The following is a 17,808-nucleotide window of genomic DNA, read 5'->3' on the forward strand; positions in this document are numbered from 1 at the left end:
GGTGAGGGAGGCATGCGGCGTCTTGTGTCCGCTTCATGACCGAGGGGTGCGCGGTGGCGTCGGTGCTGGGAATGCTGGAGGAGCGGGAGGCGGCTGCCCGCGTGCGGGTGGAGGGTCTGCGGGAGGAAGCCGCGCGGTTGGCTGAGGTGTTGGAGGCCGCGGAGATCGAGCTGGACCGGCGAGTGATCGCGCGGGAGGAGTTGGTCGAGGCCCTGGCCGCGTCCGCGGCCGAGGCGACTGCCGTGACCGAGGCGGAGCAGGAAACGGCGTGCTCACCGGTGCCGGTGCCGGGCTCGACGGTGCCGCCCTGGCGGGACGGGCTGACGGTGTCGGTGCTGGCACCGGACTACCAGCGGATTCTGGGCGTGCTGGAGGAGCGGCGGTCAGCGGGCAGGGGGCCGGCGAAGGCCAAGGAGATCGCGGTGGGGCTGGGCCTGGGGACGACGCCGGCGAAGGTCGAGGGGGTGCGCTCGAAGGCCAGGCGCTTGGCAGAGCGGGGGTGGCTCCTGCAGGAGACGTCGGGGATGTTCAGCGCCGGCCGGCGGCCCGTGGACGTGCCAGACGCCGGCCCATCCGCGTAACCATCGACCACCGGATCATCGCCTCGCTGGAAGCGGGCAGAGTCTCGTAATCACGGGCCAGACGGCGGGAGTTCATCAACCACGCGAACGTGCGCTCTGCCACCCAGCGTCTGGGGAGCACCACGAACCCTGTCATGTCGTCGGTGCGCTTGACGATCTCCAAGGTCAGGGCGAGTTTGTCCCGGCACCAGCCAACGAGGCCGCCGGTGTAGCCGCCGTCGGCCCAGACGAGGGTGATGTCGCGGTGCAGACGGCGCAGCCGCTGCAGCAGGCCCGCCGCGGCGTCCCGGTCGCCGATGTTCGCGGCGGTGACCGCGACGACCAGGAGCAGGCCGAGGCAGTCGGTCACGATGTGCCGCTTTCGCCCGGGCACCTTCTTCCCGCCGTCGTAGCCGCGTGAGGAGGCCGGCACCGTCGCGGCGGCCCGCACCGACTGCGCGTCGATGATCCCCGCCGTGGGCTCGGCCTCACGGCCCTCGCGCTCACGGACCGTCCCACGCAGCCGGTCATGGAACTCGGCGATCAGCCCGTGCTCGCGCCAGCGGCGGAAGAAGGCGTAAACCCGGCCCCATGCGGGGAAGTCCGCGGGCATCGCCCGCCACGAGATCCCGCCCGCGACCAAATAGCGGATCGCGTCCAGCATCTGGCGGTGGCAATAGCCCTCGGGCTGCCCGCCTCTGCCCTGCAGCCAGGCCGGCACCGGCAGCAAAGGCCGGACCTCCGCCCACTCCGCGTCCGTCATGTCCGACGGATACCGGCGCACCCGATCGGGATGATCGGCCGCGTTGCCGTACACGTGCGCGAGGCAATCACACGATGGTGCAGCCGAGTTGAACTGGACGGGCTCGGACGCGTACAACAACGACACCAGGGCCTCCCGGCATTGCTCGGTTAGATTCGCATCCCCGAGCTACCGAGAGGCCCTGTCTTCATGCGCGTACAACGGGAAGATCACCCCGGCGGGAAACCTGTTCGACCCGCACGTTCCATGATCGGTTGAGATACGGCTTCTTACACCGAAGACCGTACAGACCCATCCGGGCAGGCGGCTGACCGACCACCGCGCCGCCGTCATCACTGCGGGCACCACCGCACTACTTCTGGCGGATTCCGTCCAGAAGGTTGTTCACGAGCGCGACGATGAAGTCGTCGGTGACAGGTTCGTCGGGGATGAGTAGTCGGTGGTAGACGGCGCCCCAGAGCTGGTCGACGAGGACCTGCACGTCGATGTCGGTGCGGATCTGGCCGAGTTCCTGAGCTCGGTGGAGGCGTTCTGCTGCCAGTCGGCGTCGGTGCGATGAGTACAGCTTCCGGTAGGCGGTGGCCAGGTCCTGGTCTGTCTGTGACTCGCCGATCAGCTCGGCCAGTACTCGCCCTCCTGGGGTCTGGGTCATGACGTGGGCGAAGGCGCGAAGCTGGGTGAGCAGGTCGGCGCGGATGTCTCCGGTGTCGGGGAAGGCGAGCGTTTCCCGGACGGCGTGGAAGTAGCCGTCCAGGGCGAGCGCTCCTTTGGAGGGCCACCATTTGTACAGGGTGGTCTTGCTGACGCCCGAGGCCCTGGCGACGCGTTCGAAGGTGAGGTCGGCGATGCCTTCGGTGAGCAGCAGGTCCCCTACGGTGTGCAGGACGTCTGCTCGGACCTCGTCCGCGGGCCGGCGCCCCCGTCCGCGACCGTTGCCTTCCTTGGCAGCGGGGCCGTTCGCCTTGTTCGCCACGTGTGCTCCTGCTCGGTTGCTGGGGGTCGTGTCAGTTTCTCGGTGTGTACTGCCCGCGGTCGAGTCGGTGGGTCGCGTCGCGCCCGGTGTCACGGGGTGATCCGCAGGCTCGCGATCAGCCCGTCGCGCAGGTGGAATGTCATGGGGCCGGTGCCGTTGTGGCCGTTGCCGGTCACGGTCAGGGTCGCGACATAGGTGTCGGAGGACGAGCCGGGCTCGATCGCGTCCAGCTCGAAGTGTGCCTGTACGCCGATGTTGTCGGTGCGGTCCCAGTCGCGCACGCCGTCGCGACCGTGGTACTCGCGTCCCCAGTCGTTGAGGTTGGCGTCGTGGGTGAACGCGGCGGCGAATGCCTCGGCGTCGCCGCGGTTGGTCGCCTCGATGAACGTCTGGATGGCGGCCGGGGTTTCGATGGTGGTCATGGTGATTGCCTCGGTGGTGTGTGGAGCCGGGATGGAGGGCTGACGTCCCGGGCCCGGGTTTCAGCGCTGGACGGTGAGCAGGTCGGCGAGGTCGATGCGGGTGAGGAACTCGCGGCGGATGTGGTCGGCGATCTCGGAGACCTCCTCGGATCCGTCATTGGCGGGGTCGACGTGAACGCGGTAGGGGCGCTGTCCGGCGGGCAGGGCGACGATGCGGGCGATCTCGTCGGAGACCAGCGACGCCCTCGCGCCCTCGGGGGCCAGGCCGGCGAGCTTGGTCGCCACCTGGTCCAGCAGGCCGGCGTACTTGGTCTCGTACTCGGCCTCGACGGTGGTGTCGTCGGGGTGGCCGGAGTGGGCGAAGTGGTTGGTGCCGCTGGTGAACGAGCCGGGGACGATGATCGAGGTTTCCACGCCCCAGCGGGCGAGTTCGCCGGCGTAGGACACCGCGAGGGAGTCCATGCCGGCCTTGGCGGCGAAGTAGGGGGCGAGGTAGGGCGGGGTGCCACCTTTGACGCTGGTGCTGGACACCCAGATCACCAGTCCTTGTCCGTGCCGGCGCATGCCCGGCAGCGCGGCGCGGTTGACGCGCTGGGTGGACAGCACGTTCACGTTGTAGAGCTCGGCGAGCTGGGCGGGGGTGAACGCCTCGGCCGGCCCGGTCACCATGTGCCCGGCATTGTGGATCAGCACGTCGATGTGGCCGTGCTCGGCCTCGATCCCTGCGATGGCGGTGTCGACCGAGTCTTGGGAATTCACGTCGAGCTCGATGGAGCGCAGGTCGACGTTGTGCTCGTTGGCGTAGTCGGCGGCGGCCTGGACCTGGGGCGCGTTGCGGCCGGTGGTCTGGCGCATGCCGGCGTAGACCGTGTGGCCGGCGTCGGCCAGCGCGCGGGCGGTCAGAGCCCCGAAACCGCTGGAGGCGCCGGTGATGACGACGACGTTGCCGGTGGCGGACATGGACGTGGTTCCTTTCATCAGTGACAGCGGGGAGCGGGATTTTGCGTGTGCGGCAGGGGTCAGGCGAGGCCGCCGTTGGCGTAGATGATCTGTCCGTTGACCCAGCGCGCGGGGCCGGCAAGGAACGAGACGACCTCGGCGATGTCCTCTGGCCGGCCCAGCCGCTCGAGCGGGGTCGCCCGGGCGAAGTTCGCGATGGTGGCGTCGTCCTTGCCGTCCAGGAACAGCGGGGTGGCGGTGGGGCCGGGCGCGACGGCGTTGACGGTGATGTCCCGGCCGCGCAGCTCACGGGCCAGGGTGAGGGTCAGGCCCTCGACTGCGGCCTTGCTGGCGACGTAGGCGCCGTAGGTCGGCAGCTGGGTGCGGACCACCGAGGTCGAGAAGTTGACGATCGCGCCACCCGGGCGGACCGTCCGCGCCGCCTGCTGGGAGACCACGAAGGTGCCGCGGATGTTCGTGCGGTGCATCCGGTCCAGGTCGGCGAGGTCGAACGTCGCGATCGGCGCCAGGATCATGATGCCGGCGGTGTTCACGACCACGTCGATACCGCCGAAGGCCGACTCGACCACGTCGAACGCCGCGCTCATCGCGGTCTCGTCAGCGACATCGCCTCCCACTGCGAGGGCCCTGCCACCGGCCGCGGTGATCGCGGCCACGGTGTCCTCGGCCCTGGCCTGGTTTCCCGCGTACTGTACGGCGACCGCGAGCCCGTCCTTGGCAAGCCGCTCGGCCACGACACGGCCGATGCCGCCCGAGCCGCCGGTGATCAGCGCGACGCGATCGGTAAGGGGGGTGCTCATGAGTTCTCCCTTCGAGCCTTCAAATGAACGCCACGTACATATAAGCATGAAATGAACGCAGCGTCCATATCAGGGGGAGGGGTCTTTCTGGGTTGCGTGGACCGCCCAGGGCCGTGTCCGGGACGGTCGCGTCACCTGGTCCCGGACGTGAGAGCTGTGTCACATCCCCTTTCCGCAGGTCACCGAGCTGTGAAGTTGGGTGGTGATGCGGTTTGCCGTTCGGTTGCGCGTCGCTGGATGGCGTCCGAACGGAGGCGGAGGGCTCAGGCGGCGGCTGCGAGGGTGGCCGGAGCCGCCTCGGGTCGATGGTGTGGCCGGGCCGGCACGGCGGGACGTCAGCGTGATGAACGCCCATGGGATGCAGGCTTCCGCGTGGGACATCTGGCGTTCGTAGTCCCCTGCGTTGCATGGCGCTCGCATCGTCCACGAGTTCGACCGTTCGACCATCCGCCTCATCGGCAGCACGACGAAGCCGTCGGTGTCCTTGGGACGGGGGACGACCTTGATGGTGATGCCGAAAGTCTTCTGACCCCAGGCGATGTGCTCGGCTGAATTGACTGCGGCGAACGAGGAAGTCTTCCTGGCGCCAGTGTCACCCCGGCCACTGACAGCGCTTTGTCGGGCTGCGAAGCAGCTTCCCTGACACCTCGCCGCAGGCCGGCCCCACATTGATCACGTCGGAGCAGACCGATCACCGACTGTCGGCGCGGACCGCTCCGGACGTGACAGGGCCAGGGCGGTGAGGAAGATAGCGCACGGCTGCCGCCACTGCCTCCTGCGTCGTGGTGGTTTGGGCGAGGGCGTCCGTGCCCGTGAGCTTCGCGCTGACCGTGTACCGGTCGACGTCATGCGCGAGCAGACACGGCCCGTAGATGGTCAAGTGCGGGCGGGTGGTGGTCGAGAAGCGCAGCGTCCAGTGGCTGGTAAACGGGTAGAGACCCCGTAGTGCCGACTCGGCATATGCCGCCTCGACCAGCGCATGATAGGCATTTCCGGGTCGCTCCAATTCCCTTGCCTCGGTGCGCAGATGCTGCCACTCGGATTCGGTCAGGTGCACCGGATCGTGGTCGGGCACCTCGAAGCGGCCGGTCAGGTGCACGAACGCAGCAGCCTTCCGGATCTCGCTCAGAGCGACCCCGTCGTGCCACGCCTGCGCGGCCCTGACGACCTGCGCCAGATCCTCGGTGTCGCCGTCGATGAGTGCCATGCCTTGGAACGACTCCTCACCGCGGATCGACCAACGCCGTTTGATCGCCCACGAGCGGACGAGCAGAGCCTCGCGATGCGGCAGCGTGCTCGCGACGGTGGCATGGATCAATGGGCTGGAAGCCGAGGCCGTGACGGGGATGGAGAAACCGCCCTCTTCCGCCACTGCTCGGAGCGCGGCGCCGAGGCTGCCTCGGGCCGCGATGTCGGGATACAGCACGACTGGATCAGGGTGGTCGGCCACAACCTCTGATTGTGCCGGAAGCGCGAGGCACAGGCCGATGAACTGGTGGCGGGGGTGCTGGCGTTGCGCGTCGCAGGCAGCGCGCATGACCACCTGGGAGCGGATGGCGGTCCAGGGCCATGGTCGCTCTGCACGCAGCCGTCCGGGGCTTGACCCGGAATCTTGGACACGGGCTATGCGGCTGGGGCCAGGATAGTTGATGTTGGGTCGACTGCTGTCTCGTAGGCGATGGGACTGCGTTGTCCGAGGCTGGAGTGGCGGCGTCGGGTGTTGTAGCGGTGCAGCCAGCGGAACAGGTCGAGGCGTGCTTCGCGCTCGTCGGCCCAGGCACTGCGGCCCTGGAGCGTCTCCCGCTTGCAGGTCGCGTTGAAGGACTCGGCGAGCGCGTTGCACGTCCTGGCGGTTCGGCTGATGGAGGCCGGCCACACCGCCGAGGAGGTGGTCGACTGGGCGCAGCGTCCCGTCGTGGCGCGAGGCCACTGCGGCCGCCCTTGATGCCTTCTCCACCGCTGCGATGCGTAGTTGGCGGGAGATCGCTGACCAGGACCCTCAGCCGTGGAAGGTCGCGATGGCGGGCCATGCGGCCCAGTTGAAGACGTTCCTCCTCAGGACACCGCGGACACAGTAGAACCCCTCTACGGGTAGGACAGTGGTGGCCCCGGGCGGGGGTGGAGGTGGGGAGCGGGCGGAGGAGGTGGCCGGAACGGATCGTTGGCGCCCCCAGATTGCGGCCTCACCGTGTGTGTGCACCTGCTGCCGCCTGGACAAACCTGATGCCTCTTGTCCCTCCACCCCCTCTGCAGAGCGCCGACTTGGGAGTGGTTCGACGAGCCGACCCAAAACCGGTCAAGCTCCCTGGTCCGAATAGATCCGCATGGTCAATGGTGCTGCCGCACTCGCCCAGGCCGCCGTCGAGGCGGCTCAGGTCCCAGCGCACCGCACTACCCGGCGAGTTGTCGGCCGCCTCGATGGTGGCCCGCCTCGCGAAGGGGGTGATGGCCCTCGAAGAAGAGATCTCCGAGCTCGGCGACCGGATCGAGGCCCGGTTCTTACGAGCACCCGCACGCAACTGTGATCCGCAGCCTGCCCGGCATGGGCGTCGTGCTGATGCCGCATCAGACAGCGTTCGCCCTGTTGCTGCCTGGCGTCAGCTTGTGCTGAGAAGCCGTCTCTCAACCGAACGTGATCGGTTGATCCTTGCTGGTCAGGAATGGTTTCGCTCGGGGTGAGGGAGGGATGCGGCGTCTTGTGTCCGCTTCATGACCGAGGGGTGCGCGGTGGCGTCGGTGCTGGGAATGCTGGAGGAGCGGGAGGCGGCTGCCCGTGTGCGGGTGGAGGGTCTGCGGGAGGAAGCCGCTCGGCTGGCTGAGGTGTTGGAGGCCGCGGAGATCGAGCTGGACCGGCGGGTGATCGCGCGGGAGGAGCTGCTCGAGGCCCTGGCTGTGTCTGCGGCCGAGTCCACTGCGGTGACGGAGAGCGGGGCGGAGCAGGAAAGGGCGCCATCGACCGTGCCGGTGCCGGGCTCGACGGTGCCGCCGTGGCGGGACGGGCTGCCGGTGACGGTGCTGGCGCCGGACTATCAGCGGATTCTGGGCGTGCTGGAGGAGCGGCGCTCAGCGGGCGAGGGACCGGCGAAGGCCAAGGAGGTCGCGGTTCAGCTGGGCCTGGGGACGACACCGGCGAAGGTCGAGGGGGTGCGCTCGAAGGCCAGGCGCCTGGCGGAGCGCGGGTGGCTGCTGCAGGAGACGTCGGGAGCGTTCAGCGCCGGCCGGCGGCCCGTGGCCGCGCCAGGCGCCGGCTCATCCGCGTGACCATCGACCACCGGATCATCGCCTCGCTGGAAGCGGGCAGCGTCTCGTAATCTCTCGCCAGACGGCGGGAGTTCATCAGCCAGGCGAACGTGCGCTCCGCCACCCAGCGTCTGGGGAGCACCACGAACCCTGTCATGTCGTCGGTGCGCTTGACGATCTCCAAGGTCAGGGCGAGTTTGTCCCGGCACCAGTCGACGAGGCCGCCGGTGTAGCCTCCGTCGGCCCAGACCAGGGTGATGTCGCGGTGCAGGCGGCGCAGCCGTCTCAGCAGGCCGGCCGCGGCGTCGCGGTCGCCGATGTTCGCGGCGGTGACCGCGACGACCAGGAGCAGGCCGAGGCAGTCGGTCACGATGTGCCGTTTGCGGCCCGGCACCTTCTTCCCGCCGTCGTAGCCGCGTGAGGAGGCCGGCACCGTCGCGGCGGCCCGCACCGACTGCGCGTCGATGATCCCCGCCGTGGGCTCGGCCTGGCGGCCCTCGCGTTCACGGACCCTCCCGCGCAGCCGGTCATGGAACTCGGCGATCAGCCCGTGCTCGCGCCAACGGCGGAAGAAGGCGTAGACCCGGCCCCATGCGGGGAAGTCCGCGGGCATCGCCCGCCAGGAGATCCCGCCCGCGACCAAATAGCGGATCGCGTCCAGCATCTGGCGGTGGCAATACCCCTCGGGCTGCCCGCCTCTGCCTTGGAGCCAGGCCGGCACCGGCAGCAACGGCCGGATGGCCGCCCACTCCGCGTCCGTCATGTCCGACGGATACCGGCGCACCCGATCGGGATGATCGGCCGCGTTGCCGTACACGTGCGCGAGGCAATCGCACGACACGGCGGGCGAGTTGAAGTGGGCGGGCTCGGGCGCGTACAACAACGACAACAGGGCCTCCGGGAACCGCTCGGATTGGGGTCGCACCCCCGAGCTACCAGGAGGCCCTGCCTTCATGCGCGTACGGCCGGAAGATCACCCGACCAGGAACTCCGTTCGATCTGCACGTTCCAAGATCGGTTGAGAGACGGCTTCTGAGTGGCGTGGTTTGCTCAGCGTCGAGTTGGTGGTCGGCCCAGACGTAGCTTTCGGGGAGCAGGTCGGTGATGGAGACGGTTCGGAGACGGTCGCCTGCGCCGACGATGACCTTCAGGGCTGGGAAGTAGTCGAGAAGGACTTGGCGGCACCGGCCGCATGGGGGAACGACTCCCCGGTCGCGGTCGCCCACGGCCACGATCGTGTCCAGCTCGTATGTGCCCTGGGCCGCCGCCGTGCCGATGAGGACCAACTCGGCGCAGGGGCCGCCGGTGAAGTGATAGGCGTTCACCGCGGTGACGATCCGGCCGTCCCGGGTGCGGGCCGCGGCCGCCATCGTGTGGTTGTCGCCACGGCATCGAGTGCGCGCGACGTGGGCTGCGGCCTGGATGAGTTCGTGGTCGACGGGGTGGGGATGTGTGGTCATCTTCTCTGCCTTCGTGCGGTGTCGGGCGACGTTGGCGCGAGCGACGATGGTGCGCAAGCGAATATCGGCGGTGTGCGTGTTCCGCCGGATGATGTAGCGGCGGATCATACGGGTCTGGGCCTTGTGGGTGGGGTGGTCGGTGCCGTCGAGGGTGAAGTAGCGCAGGGCGGTGAACTGGGCCTCGATGCGGATCAGCCAGGAGGAGTTGGTCAGGGTGTAGGCGATCTCGACGTTGGTGGCCTCGGCCCAGTCGGCAACCCGGCGGCATTTCTTGCCGGTCTCACTGTGAGGCGACCGTTCTGGCCACGGGGCCGCGGGAAAATCCGAGCGCGACCCGTCAGCGGCGCCGGTGGGTGTTGAGCCGGGCGGCCTGGCGTGTCAGGTGGTCGCGCTCGGCGAGGTTGGGTGCCTTGTGGGCCGCCTCGGCGTACAGCCGTGCCGCCGTCGCCAGGTCGCCGTCGCGCTCGTGGAGGTACGCCGCCACCGCGGTGTGGCGGGGCAGGGAGTCGTCCAGCGCCGCGAGCGCCGCCAGGCCGGCGCGCGGTCCGTCGGCCTCGCCGACGGCCACCGCGCGGTTGAGCCGGACGACCGGGCTGTCGGTCAGGCGCGTGAGCTCGTCGTACCACTCGACGATCTGCACCCAGTCGGTCTCCTCGGCGGTGGGGGCGTCGGCGTGGAGGGCGGCGATGGCGGCCTGGGCCTGGAACTCGCCGAGCCGGTCGCGGGCGAGGGCCGCCTGCAGGATCTCGACGCCCTCGGCGATCGAGTGGGTGTCCCACCGGCCGCGGTCCTGCTCGGCGAGCGGCACCAGGCTGCCGTCGGGCGCGGTCCGGGCGGCGCGCCGGGCGTGGTGGAGCAGCATGAGGGCGAGCAGCCCCGCCACCTCGGGGTGGTCGACCGCGGCGGCGAGCTGCCGGGTGAGCCGGATGGCCTCGGCGGCGAGGTCGACGTCGCCGGAGTAGCCCTCGTTGAAGACCAGGTAGAGGACGCGCAGCACGGTGGCGACGTCGCCGGGCTGGTCGAACCGCACGCCGGCCACGGTGCGCTTGGCGCGGCTGATCCGCTGGGCCATGGTCGCCTCGGGCACCAGATAGGCCCGGGCGATCTGGCGGGTGGTGAGCCCGCCGACGGCGCGCAGCGTGAGCGCGATGGCCGACGACGGCGTCAGCGAGGGGTGGGCGCACAGGAAGTAGAGCTGGAGCGTGTCGTCCGCCGCGGGCGCGGGCCCCGGTGCCGGTTCCTCGTCGAGGCGGTCCTCACGCCGGCGGCGGGCGGCGTCCGTCCGGGCCTGGTCGAGGAACTTGCGCCAGGCCACGGTGACCAGCCAGCCCTTCGCATCCCGCGGCGGGTCGGCCGGCCAGACGCGGACCGCCTCGACCAGCGCGTCCTGCACGGCGTCCTCGGCCGCCGCGAAGTCGGCTCCGCGGCGGACGAGGACGGCGAGCACGCTCGGCGTGAGGCTCCGGATCAGGGCCTCGTCCATCGATGAGGTCACTCCGTGATGGTGGGCGGCGCGGCCAGGAACGGGCGCAGCTCGAGCCACTCGTGGATCGGCTTCCCGCCCGCCCCGGGGGCCGCCGACAGCTCCCCGGCCAGCTCGACGGCGCGCTCGTAGCTGTCGACGTCGATCACCATCCAGCCGGCGATGAGGTCCTTGGTCTCGGCGAACGGGCCGTCGGTGACCGGCGGGCGCCCCTCACCGTCGTACCGGACCCACGTCCCCTCGGGGGCGAGCGCCTGACCGTCGACGAACTCGCCGGTCTGCTCCAGCCGGGCCGCAAAGTCGTGCATGTACTGCATGTGCGCCGAGATCTCCTCCGGCGTCCACTGGTCCATGGGCACGTCGTTGACCGCTGCCGGGGCGCCGCGGTAGTGCTTGAGCAGCAGGTACTTGGCCATCGTGTCTCTCCTCGGTGCTGATGCGACCCATTGTGGTCGCGTTCACCTCGGGGACGGAGCCGATCACGGGTTCTCGACATCGCCAGCCGATTTTTTTCTGGCTCCCGTGGAAGAGCCTGGGTGAGCCGTCTCGCGGTGTCCGGGTCCACGGCGTGGCGCGAGGGCGAGACGGAGCACGGCCTTGATGCCGTCCGGCAGCGCGACGATGGCCGTGTAGCGGTTGGTGCGCTCGACGAGCGTGGCGACGGCCGAGGGGCGTGTGCCATCACGAGGTCGCCCTCCCAGTGGCCGGGGACCTTGCGGTCCTCGACCTCGGCAGGGCGGGCGCTGATGGGCACCATGGCGCGGATGACACCCCTTCCGGTGGATCGGCGGGGCCACCTTCGGGCAGCGCACGGGTCGCGCAGACCGCAGCTTCTGGGTGAGGCTGCGGTCGATCGCCTGGCGGCGGCGCGGTCGTAGAGCGAGAGATGGATCGCTTCATGAGAGATCTGCATGGCTGCGTCGCCGGGGAACTGGCGTCGCAGCCAGCCCGCTATCTGCTCGGGTGACCAGCAGAGGGCGAGCTTGGACTCCGGGCCGTGCGTCAGATGGCGAGAGAGGCGAGCCAGTCGGTCAGGATCTGGTTGGTCTCCAGGGGGGCGTTCCTGCTGGATGAAGTGGCCGCAGCCGTCGAGGACGTGCGAGGCGGCAGGGCTGGGCAGGGTCATGGGGTACGCCGTGATGGCATCGGCCAGCCAGGTGGTGGAGGCATCCAGACTGCCGCCGATGAACAGCGACGGCTGGGTGATGGCGGCTCCGTGGAAGTCGGCCAGGTTCTCCCAGTCGCGGTCCATGTTCCGGTAGCGGTTCAGGGCGCCGGCCATGCCGGTGCGTTCGAACTCTCCGGCATAGACGTCGAGGTCGTGTTCGCTGAGCCAGGCCGGACGCCGGCCGGCGGGGAAGCGGTCGCGCAGTATGCCGCCGCCCCAGACGCCACCACCGTTCCCGAGATCAGCTCGGGCGACAAGGCGTCGTGCGACGAGTTCGCCTACGCCTCTACCTACAACTCCGGCGGCATGCCCGCCAGCATAGGCGGCATGACGAGGTCGACACCGGCAACGACTGCGTGCAGACCTATGCCACCCGGGTCAAGCAGGGCGAATGGCACCTGTACGACGACGTCCGTGAGGCTGCTCCGACATGGACGGAGGTGTGTGGCCGCTCGGCCATGTCGGGATGGATCAACTCCACCTCGATGGGGGGAGCGTTCAGCTCGGGCTTCTCGACCAAGTACCGCATGCTGGACAAGGACCCGTGCTGGGTGGACTTCCCCAGTTCGCGCACTGCGATGCGTCCAAGGTGACCGTGGCCTGCACGGTTCCCAAGCCGTGACAGGTTGCTGACCGCTGGTGGGGCACAGCACCGGGTTCTCGCTGTGCCCACCAGCCCCACGTTGTGTACGGAAGGAGAAATCGGCAATGCCCGACCACCTTGCATGGATCGCCGATGCCTGGCACAGCGCGAACCTGAACGCCACCGACCTGTACATCACCTGCGCCCGCGGCCTCAGCCCTCAGCAGCTGGCCGAACGCATGGCCGACCATGAGCCTGTCGAGGTCGGGCCTGCCCTCACCATCCAGGAAGCGTCCCGCATGGTCGACCTCGCGCAGATCTACTGCGTCGGCCGCATCGGCCAAAGCGGCGGCTGGTCGTTCATCGTGGAGTGCGGGGGCAGCGAAGGCTGGTCGCTCGACCCGGCAGTGTCCCGCGGCGGCGCCGAGGTGCTGATATTCGACCCACGGCCGGACGATCCGCCCTCCTTCTTCCGGTACCTCGCCGACGGTGAGGTGCAGCTGCACTTCGAGTTGGGCTTCGGCTATGACCCCGCCGGAGCCCAGCCTGACCTGCTGCGCCCGGCGCTGGAAGCGGCCGGAGTCATCCCGCCGGAAGACTGCATCGATGACCCGCTTGGCGAGGACGAGGAGCTGTCGCCTGTCGAAGAGAAGCGCCGGGTGTTGAAAGTCGCCGGTGAGCATTTCGGGCTGTCACTGCCGCGGCAGGTGATCGAGCGCGGGCAGCTTCCTGCCGTGGTCACCCGCACCTCACCTCCGTCCTCCTGGTGACCACGAGCGTGCTCAGAGATCCGATAGGCGCCCCAAGGGCAGCAGCATCGGTCACGTCCACGGACGTGACCCAGACGACACGGGGCCAGCAGCATGGAACGGCGAAGCCGATGCCGTACCAAAGGGGCAGCGTGGAACTCGGTCCGGTGAAGGGAGCTGTGCAGGACGGCTTCGGCGCCGTGGTCACACCGGCCGCAGCGTGGTCATCTCGCTGGCTCTATCCTGCGTCTGCAGGAGACGAGCAGTCGTCGAGGGGGCCGATGGGAATGGCGGCAGTGCGCATGGCGGCAGCAGTGCTGGTCACGTGGGCTGCGTTGATCGTGCTCTTGCTCGCGCCGTCGCCCCTGCCGGAGCAGTGGCGCTACTACATCTACTCGCCGGCGAGTGTGGGCTCGTGGATGCTGGCCATGCTCGTCGCGCCCGTCGTGGTCTGCGTCGTTAAATGGCGATGGATCAAGTCGGGCGGCAGCTGAACTCTGGTCTGTTGAGGAGCCGGTGGGTGTGGGCTGCCCGGGAACGCCTGGTCAGTGACGACAGATGGAAGCCCATTCGTCGCCAGCCTTTGTGAATTCCTTTTACGCCCGCGTCCACCGCAACCTCACCCAGGAACAGGTATGCCTCGCCGTCCCGATCGGCCGCAGTCACGGTGGGCTGAGGCAGCGACGGTCGACACCCCCTGGAGACACCTCCGGGAGGTTGTCAGCAGCGTCGGGTCTGGTAGGGGACGGGGGTGGGTTTCGGTTCGGGAGATGTCGGGCATCGGCGCAGGGCGACGAGGAGGGTCAGCACGATTCCGCCTGCCACGACGAACAGCGTGGTGCTGATCCCGTCGGCGGTGGCGATTCGAAGCTGTTCACCGGTAAGGCCATCGAGGCCGGCAGTCGCTACCAGGACGAGGATGGCGAGGCCGACGGCTGCGCCCGCGCCTGAGCCGGTGGAGGCGATGCCGGAGGCGGTGCCTTGTTGTCGGTCGGGGATTGCGGTGGCGGCGGCGATGAACATGGTGGTGAAGACAATCCCGTCGCCGATGCTGAGCACCACAAGGCCGGGGATGAGTTCGATATATGTGCCGTTCGGCGAGATCGCGAGAGCGAGTGCGACCGCCCCGAGCGCACCGACGGCGAGGGCTGCGGCCAGCGTGCGCCTGAGTCCGAACCGTGTCACGAAGTGGCCTGCGGTTGTCGAACCGGCCACCACCACTGCCGTGGGGATGAGGAAGGCGGCGCCGGTCTGCAAAGCGTCGTAGCCCAGAACTTCCTGGAAGTAGATGGACAGGAAGTAGAGCACGGAGCCGAAGGTCGCCATGAACATGAACGCGATGACGACGCCGGTGATCAGGTTGGGGTTGGAGAGCAGCCGGGGTGGCATGAGCGGATCGTGACTACGCCGCTCGATGATGACGAAGGCTCCGGTCAGCAGTAGGCCCGCCGCTGCGCTGACCAGGATGCCCGGCGAAAGCCAGCCGAGTCCGGGGCCTTGCACGAGGGCGAACACGATGAGCGTGACACCGAGAGTGACGCTGAGCGCACCGGAGAGGTCGAACGTGCGGCCCCTTTCGCGTTCACCATCCCGGGGGATCAGAACGAAGGCAAGCAGCAGCGCAGGGCCGGCCAGGGCGACGTTCACGAGGAAGACCGCTTCCCAGCCGAACGCCTGCGTGAGAAGACCGCCGAGCAGCACGCCGATGACGAGTCCTGCCGCGCCTGACCCTCCCCAGATTCCCAATGCGCGGTTGCGGGCGTGGCCTTCGACGAAGGTGGTGTTGATGATCGCGAGGGTGGTGGGGAAAACGAGCGCCCCGCCGAGACCTTGGAATGCTCGGGCGGCGAGGAGCATTCCGGTGCTGGTTGCGAGTCCTCCTACGAGCGATGCCCCGGCGTAGAGTGCAAGGCCGGTGGCCAGGATTCGGCGTCGTCCGAGCAGGTCAGCGGCACGCCCGCCGAACAGTAGAAAGCCGGCCGAGGCTACTGCATAGGCGCTGATGACCGACTGCAGCGTCTGCACGGAATAGCCAAGGTCGCGTGCGATATCGGGCAGTGCCACTACCACGATGTACTGGTCGAGCGAAACGATCAGCATGGCGAAGGACAGGAGCGTCAGCGTCGCTGTCTCACGGTTCCAACCGAGGCTGCCGGGCGCAGATGACGTCTGTCTGGGTGGCACGGCAGCACTCCTGATGATCGGTCAAGTCTGCGCTGGGGCCTGCTGGGGAAAGTCCGTCTGCTCCGGGCGGGCGTGCCCCCGCCGAAAGGACGGTTGCCAAGACCCTATACAGCTCGCCCGCACCATCCCGTCAACGACCCACGCTCGTCAGACGGCGCTCAGGCGACCGGTCTTCGAGGCCCCGGCCCAGGCCCGCACCGCGAGCCGCACCTCCACTCGCGACATGTCCTCCAGCAAACGGGGCGGCCGGCGCTCCCGCTCCGGTGCCGGCGGCCCCGCCTACGGCCAGTTCTACGCGGAGGCCGCCGCCGCAACATCCGCGGCCGCTCGTCGATGAACAAGGCGGAAGTCAAGCGCAAGCTCGGGCGCTGACGCCGACGAGCAAACCCGCGGCCTCACTCGAGCGGCCGAGCGGCTCGGCGCCAGGACGCACGTGGTCAGAGGGGCTGGAGCCGGGTGTGCAGGAGGCAGAATTCGTTGCCTTCCGGGTCGGCCAGGACGTGCCAGTTCTCGGTGCCGGTCTGGCCGACGTCGGCGGGCCTGGCGCCGAGAGCGAGCAGCCGCTCCAGCTCGGCGTCCTGGTCGCGGTCGGTGGCGTTGACGTCGATGTGCAGTCGGAGCTTCCCGGTCCGCGGGGCGCTGCTGGGGCTGAGGACGAGGGTGGGCTGCGGGCCGCCGAAGCCGGCGTCGGGCGGCCCGATCTCGATGCTTCCGTCGTCCTCCCGGCCGAGTTCGACGTAGCCGAGGACCTCGCTCCAGAATGCGGCGAGCCGGTCGGGGTCGGCGCAGTCGATGACCAGCTCACTGATGCGGCATGCCATGCCCGTCAGTGTACGTAGTTGACATCCTCCCCCTACTTTTAGTAGGGCTTTGTTAGGTACCCCGATTGATCATCGTCAGGTAGATTGTGATGTTCTGTCAGGTGTGACACCTGAGGAGATGGAGACGGTCCGCCCGCGCCTGGAGGCGTTCGCGGCGGAGATGCTCGGTTCGCTGGCGCGTCGGGACCAGCGGGCCAAGGGCGAGCTGTATCTGCGCGGGCTGATGCTGGACGGCAAGCGCAAGTCCATGCAGCCGATGGCCGAGCGCCTGGGCGTGGACCACCAGCAGCTGCAGCAGTTCGTCTCATCGTCCACCTGGGACTACTCCAAGGTCCGTGAGCGGCTGGCCCGTTGGGCTGCCGCGCACATTTCTCCCGAGGCGTACGCGATCGATGATGTCGGCTTCCCCAAGGACGGCTACGACTCACCGGGGGTGGCGCGGATGTACTGCGGCGCCCTGGGTAAGCGCGGCAACTGCCAGGTCGGCGTCAGTGTGAACCTGGTCAGTGACCGTGCGTCATCGGCTGTCGACTGGCGCCTGTTCCTGCCCGAGAGCTGGGACGACACCAAGTACGGCGAGGACGCGCTGATGGCCGAGGCGATCCGGCGCCGCCGCGCCAAGGCGGGAATCCCGGACACCGAGCGGCACCGGGAGAAGTGGCGCCTGGCGCTGGACATGCTCGACGAGGTGCGCGACAACTGGGAGTTGCCCGACCTTCCGGTCGCCGCCGACGCCGGATACGGCGACGCCACCGGCTTTCGCGAGGGCCTGACCGAGCGCGGCCTGACCTACGCGGTCGCGGTCAAAGCCACCACGACCGCGCACCCCGGCAATGCCACACCCCAACGCCCGCCGTACTCCGGGCAGGGCCGCCCTCCCGTGTCCGCCTACCCCCAACCGCACACCACCCTGCGCGCCCTGGCCCTGGCCGTCGGCCGAGCGGCCACCCGCACCGTCACCTGGCGCCAGGGCAGCAAGGCCACCAGACGCAACCCGAACGCCGAGATGCGCTCGCAGTTCCTGGCCCTGCGGGTCCGACCGGCCAACCGCACCATCCGCCGCGCCGCCGACGGCTCCCTGCCCGACTGCTGGCTGCTCGTCGAGTGGCCACCCGACTCCGCCGAGCCAACCGACTACTGGCTCTCGACGCTTCCCGCCGACACCCCACTGCGCGAACTGGTACGAATCGCCAAGATCCGATGGCGAGTTGAGCACGACTACCGCGAGCTCAAGGACGGTCTGGGCCTGGACCACTTCGAGGGCCGCAACTACCTCGGCTGGCACCGCCACGTCACCCTCGCGTCCCTCGCCCAGGCCTTCTGCACCATGCTCAGGCTCGACCCAAAAGCCCCTGCGCCGGCCTGACCCTCTACGCGGTCCTCCGCGAACTCCAGGCCCTCCTGGCCACCTGGACCGGCGCCTGCTCGATATGCGGCCAACCCGCACCAGCACCCGAACCCCACCACAGGACCTAACAAAGCCCTACTAGTGCCGCGGCAGGCAACGTTCGCCCCGTCGCGACGCCCGGCACGCCCTCTCGCCGCACCGGCCGAAAGCCCAAGTACGTCCAGTACGAGGACTTCCGGCCGGCACGCCGAGAGCACGCACCGGACGCCGCTCCTTGACGGGCAAACGTTGCCT

At 69.1% G+C, this 17,808-nt stretch carries 18 protein-coding genes and 5 pseudogenes; 7 read left to right on the forward strand and 16 right to left on the reverse strand.

Features of this window, described 5'->3' with window-relative positions:
* Positions 1 to 35: 35 nt before the first annotated feature.
* On the forward strand, positions 36 to 581 hold the full coding sequence (locus ACKTSN_RS46320; protein ID WP_409467249.1) for a hypothetical protein: 546 nt from the start codon (positions 36 to 38) through the stop codon (positions 579 to 581).
* On the opposite strand, the gene ACKTSN_RS46325 is transcribed toward ACKTSN_RS46320, so the two are convergent.
* The 7 genes and pseudogenes from ACKTSN_RS46325 to ACKTSN_RS46355 form a co-directional block, all read right to left on the reverse strand.
* Complete coding sequence (locus ACKTSN_RS46325) at positions 529 to 1,377, reverse strand: IS5 family transposase (protein WP_409467250.1); 849 nt, start codon at positions 1,375 to 1,377, stop codon at positions 529 to 531. The two genes, ACKTSN_RS46320 and ACKTSN_RS46325, sit on opposite strands and share 53 nt — an antisense overlap.
* A gap of 298 nt (positions 1,378 to 1,675) precedes the next feature.
* A complete protein-coding gene (locus ACKTSN_RS46330) occupies positions 1,676 to 2,296 on the reverse strand; it encodes a TetR/AcrR family transcriptional regulator (RefSeq protein WP_409474550.1) in 621 nt (206 codons plus the stop codon).
* 89 nt (positions 2,297 to 2,385) lie between these two features.
* Positions 2,386 to 2,718: a nuclear transport factor 2 family protein gene (locus tag ACKTSN_RS46335; RefSeq protein ID WP_409474551.1), complete on the reverse strand. Its 333-nt coding sequence runs from the start codon at positions 2,716 to 2,718 to the stop codon at positions 2,386 to 2,388.
* A 60-nt stretch (positions 2,719 to 2,778) separates the two neighbouring features.
* Positions 2,779 to 3,678, reverse strand: coding sequence for an SDR family oxidoreductase (locus ACKTSN_RS46340; RefSeq protein ID WP_409474552.1), 900 nt, complete (start codon positions 3,676 to 3,678; stop codon positions 2,779 to 2,781).
* Positions 3,679 to 3,737: 59 nt separating this feature from the next.
* A complete protein-coding gene (locus tag ACKTSN_RS46345) occupies positions 3,738 to 4,478 on the reverse strand; it encodes an SDR family oxidoreductase (protein ID WP_409474553.1) in 741 nt (246 codons plus the stop codon).
* A gap of 691 nt (positions 4,479 to 5,169) precedes the next feature.
* Entirely contained in the window at positions 5,170 to 6,015 is an 846-nt protein-coding gene (locus ACKTSN_RS46350) for a DUF6193 family natural product biosynthesis protein (RefSeq protein ID WP_409474554.1), read from the reverse strand.
* An 86-nt stretch (positions 6,016 to 6,101) separates the two neighbouring features.
* Positions 6,102 to 6,317 (reverse strand): annotated as a pseudogene (locus ACKTSN_RS46355) (integrase core domain-containing protein); the annotation flags it as partial.
* Here ACKTSN_RS46355 and ACKTSN_RS46360 point away from each other — a divergent pair.
* Together ACKTSN_RS46360 and ACKTSN_RS46365 are read left to right on the forward strand one after the other, a co-directional pair.
* On the forward strand, positions 6,283 to 6,423 hold the full coding sequence (locus ACKTSN_RS46360; protein ID WP_409475142.1) for a hypothetical protein: 141 nt from the start codon (positions 6,283 to 6,285) through the stop codon (positions 6,421 to 6,423). The pseudogene ACKTSN_RS46355 and the gene ACKTSN_RS46360 sit on opposite strands and share 35 nt — an antisense overlap.
* A 764-nt stretch (positions 6,424 to 7,187) precedes the next feature.
* Complete coding sequence (locus ACKTSN_RS46365) at positions 7,188 to 7,739, forward strand: hypothetical protein (RefSeq protein WP_409467218.1); 552 nt, start codon at positions 7,188 to 7,190, stop codon at positions 7,737 to 7,739.
* Here the strand turns inward: ACKTSN_RS46365 and ACKTSN_RS46370 are convergent.
* The 7 genes and pseudogenes from ACKTSN_RS46370 to ACKTSN_RS46395 form a co-directional block, all read right to left on the reverse strand.
* The gene (locus tag ACKTSN_RS46370; protein WP_409467219.1) at positions 7,687 to 8,643 is read right to left on the reverse strand and encodes an IS5 family transposase; all 957 of its coding nucleotides are present in this window, start codon (positions 8,641 to 8,643) and stop codon (positions 7,687 to 7,689) included. The two genes, ACKTSN_RS46365 and ACKTSN_RS46370, sit on opposite strands and share 53 nt — an antisense overlap.
* Positions 8,644 to 8,770: 127 nt before the next feature.
* A pseudogene (locus ACKTSN_RS46375) lies at positions 8,771 to 9,178 on the reverse strand (cytidine deaminase); the annotation flags it as partial.
* Positions 9,179 to 9,202: 24 nt separating this feature from the next.
* Positions 9,203 to 9,472 (reverse strand): annotated as a pseudogene (locus ACKTSN_RS46380) (transposase); the annotation flags it as partial.
* Between the two features lie 43 nt (positions 9,473 to 9,515).
* Positions 9,516 to 10,661, reverse strand: a complete 1,146-nt coding sequence (locus ACKTSN_RS46385; protein ID WP_409475102.1) for an RNA polymerase sigma factor — start codon at positions 10,659 to 10,661, stop codon at positions 9,516 to 9,518.
* 8 nt (positions 10,662 to 10,669) lie between these two features.
* Positions 10,670 to 11,077: a YciI family protein gene (locus tag ACKTSN_RS46390; RefSeq protein WP_409474555.1), complete on the reverse strand. Its 408-nt coding sequence runs from the start codon at positions 11,075 to 11,077 to the stop codon at positions 10,670 to 10,672.
* 177 nt (positions 11,078 to 11,254) lie between these two features.
* A pseudogene (locus ACKTSN_RS47605) lies at positions 11,255 to 11,652 on the reverse strand (IS30 family transposase); the annotation flags it as partial.
* A gap of 11 nt (positions 11,653 to 11,663) precedes the next feature.
* A pseudogene (locus ACKTSN_RS46395) lies at positions 11,664 to 12,042 on the reverse strand (alpha/beta fold hydrolase); the annotation flags it as partial.
* A gap of 50 nt (positions 12,043 to 12,092) precedes the next feature.
* Here ACKTSN_RS46395 and ACKTSN_RS46400 point away from each other — a divergent pair.
* The 3 genes from ACKTSN_RS46400 to ACKTSN_RS46410 all read left to right on the forward strand — a co-directional run bounded on the left by ACKTSN_RS46400 (position 12,093) and on the right by ACKTSN_RS46410 (position 13,655).
* Entirely contained in the window at positions 12,093 to 12,422 is a 330-nt protein-coding gene (locus tag ACKTSN_RS46400; protein ID WP_409474556.1) for a hypothetical protein, read from the forward strand.
* A 115-nt stretch (positions 12,423 to 12,537) separates the two neighbouring features.
* Positions 12,538 to 13,182, forward strand: coding sequence for a DUF6461 domain-containing protein (locus ACKTSN_RS46405; RefSeq protein ID WP_409474557.1), 645 nt, complete (start codon positions 12,538 to 12,540; stop codon positions 13,180 to 13,182).
* Between the two features lie 131 nt (positions 13,183 to 13,313).
* Positions 13,314 to 13,655 (forward strand): hypothetical protein, encoded by a 342-nt coding sequence (locus ACKTSN_RS46410; RefSeq protein WP_409474558.1) that lies wholly within the window; start codon positions 13,314 to 13,316, stop codon positions 13,653 to 13,655.
* Between the two features lie 226 nt (positions 13,656 to 13,881).
* Here the strand turns inward: ACKTSN_RS46410 and ACKTSN_RS46415 are convergent, their stop codons facing one another.
* Together ACKTSN_RS46415 and ACKTSN_RS46420 are read right to left on the reverse strand one after the other, a co-directional pair.
* A complete protein-coding gene (locus tag ACKTSN_RS46415) occupies positions 13,882 to 15,345 on the reverse strand; it encodes an MFS transporter (protein ID WP_409474559.1) in 1,464 nt (487 codons plus the stop codon).
* 437 nt (positions 15,346 to 15,782) lie between these two features.
* Positions 15,783 to 16,166, reverse strand: a complete 384-nt coding sequence (locus tag ACKTSN_RS46420; RefSeq protein WP_409474560.1) for a VOC family protein — start codon at positions 16,164 to 16,166, stop codon at positions 15,783 to 15,785.
* A gap of 103 nt (positions 16,167 to 16,269) precedes the next feature.
* On the opposite strand from ACKTSN_RS46420, the gene ACKTSN_RS46425 reads away from it, so the two are divergent.
* Entirely contained in the window at positions 16,270 to 17,532 is a 1,263-nt protein-coding gene (locus tag ACKTSN_RS46425) for an IS701 family transposase (RefSeq protein WP_409467247.1), read from the forward strand.
* Positions 17,533 to 17,808: the final 276 nt, after the last annotated feature.

Origin of the sequence: Streptomyces flavusporus, from assembly GCF_046267975.1 — a bacterium.
Taxonomy (GTDB): domain Bacteria; phylum Actinomycetota; class Actinomycetes; order Streptomycetales; family Streptomycetaceae; genus Streptomyces; species Streptomyces flavusporus.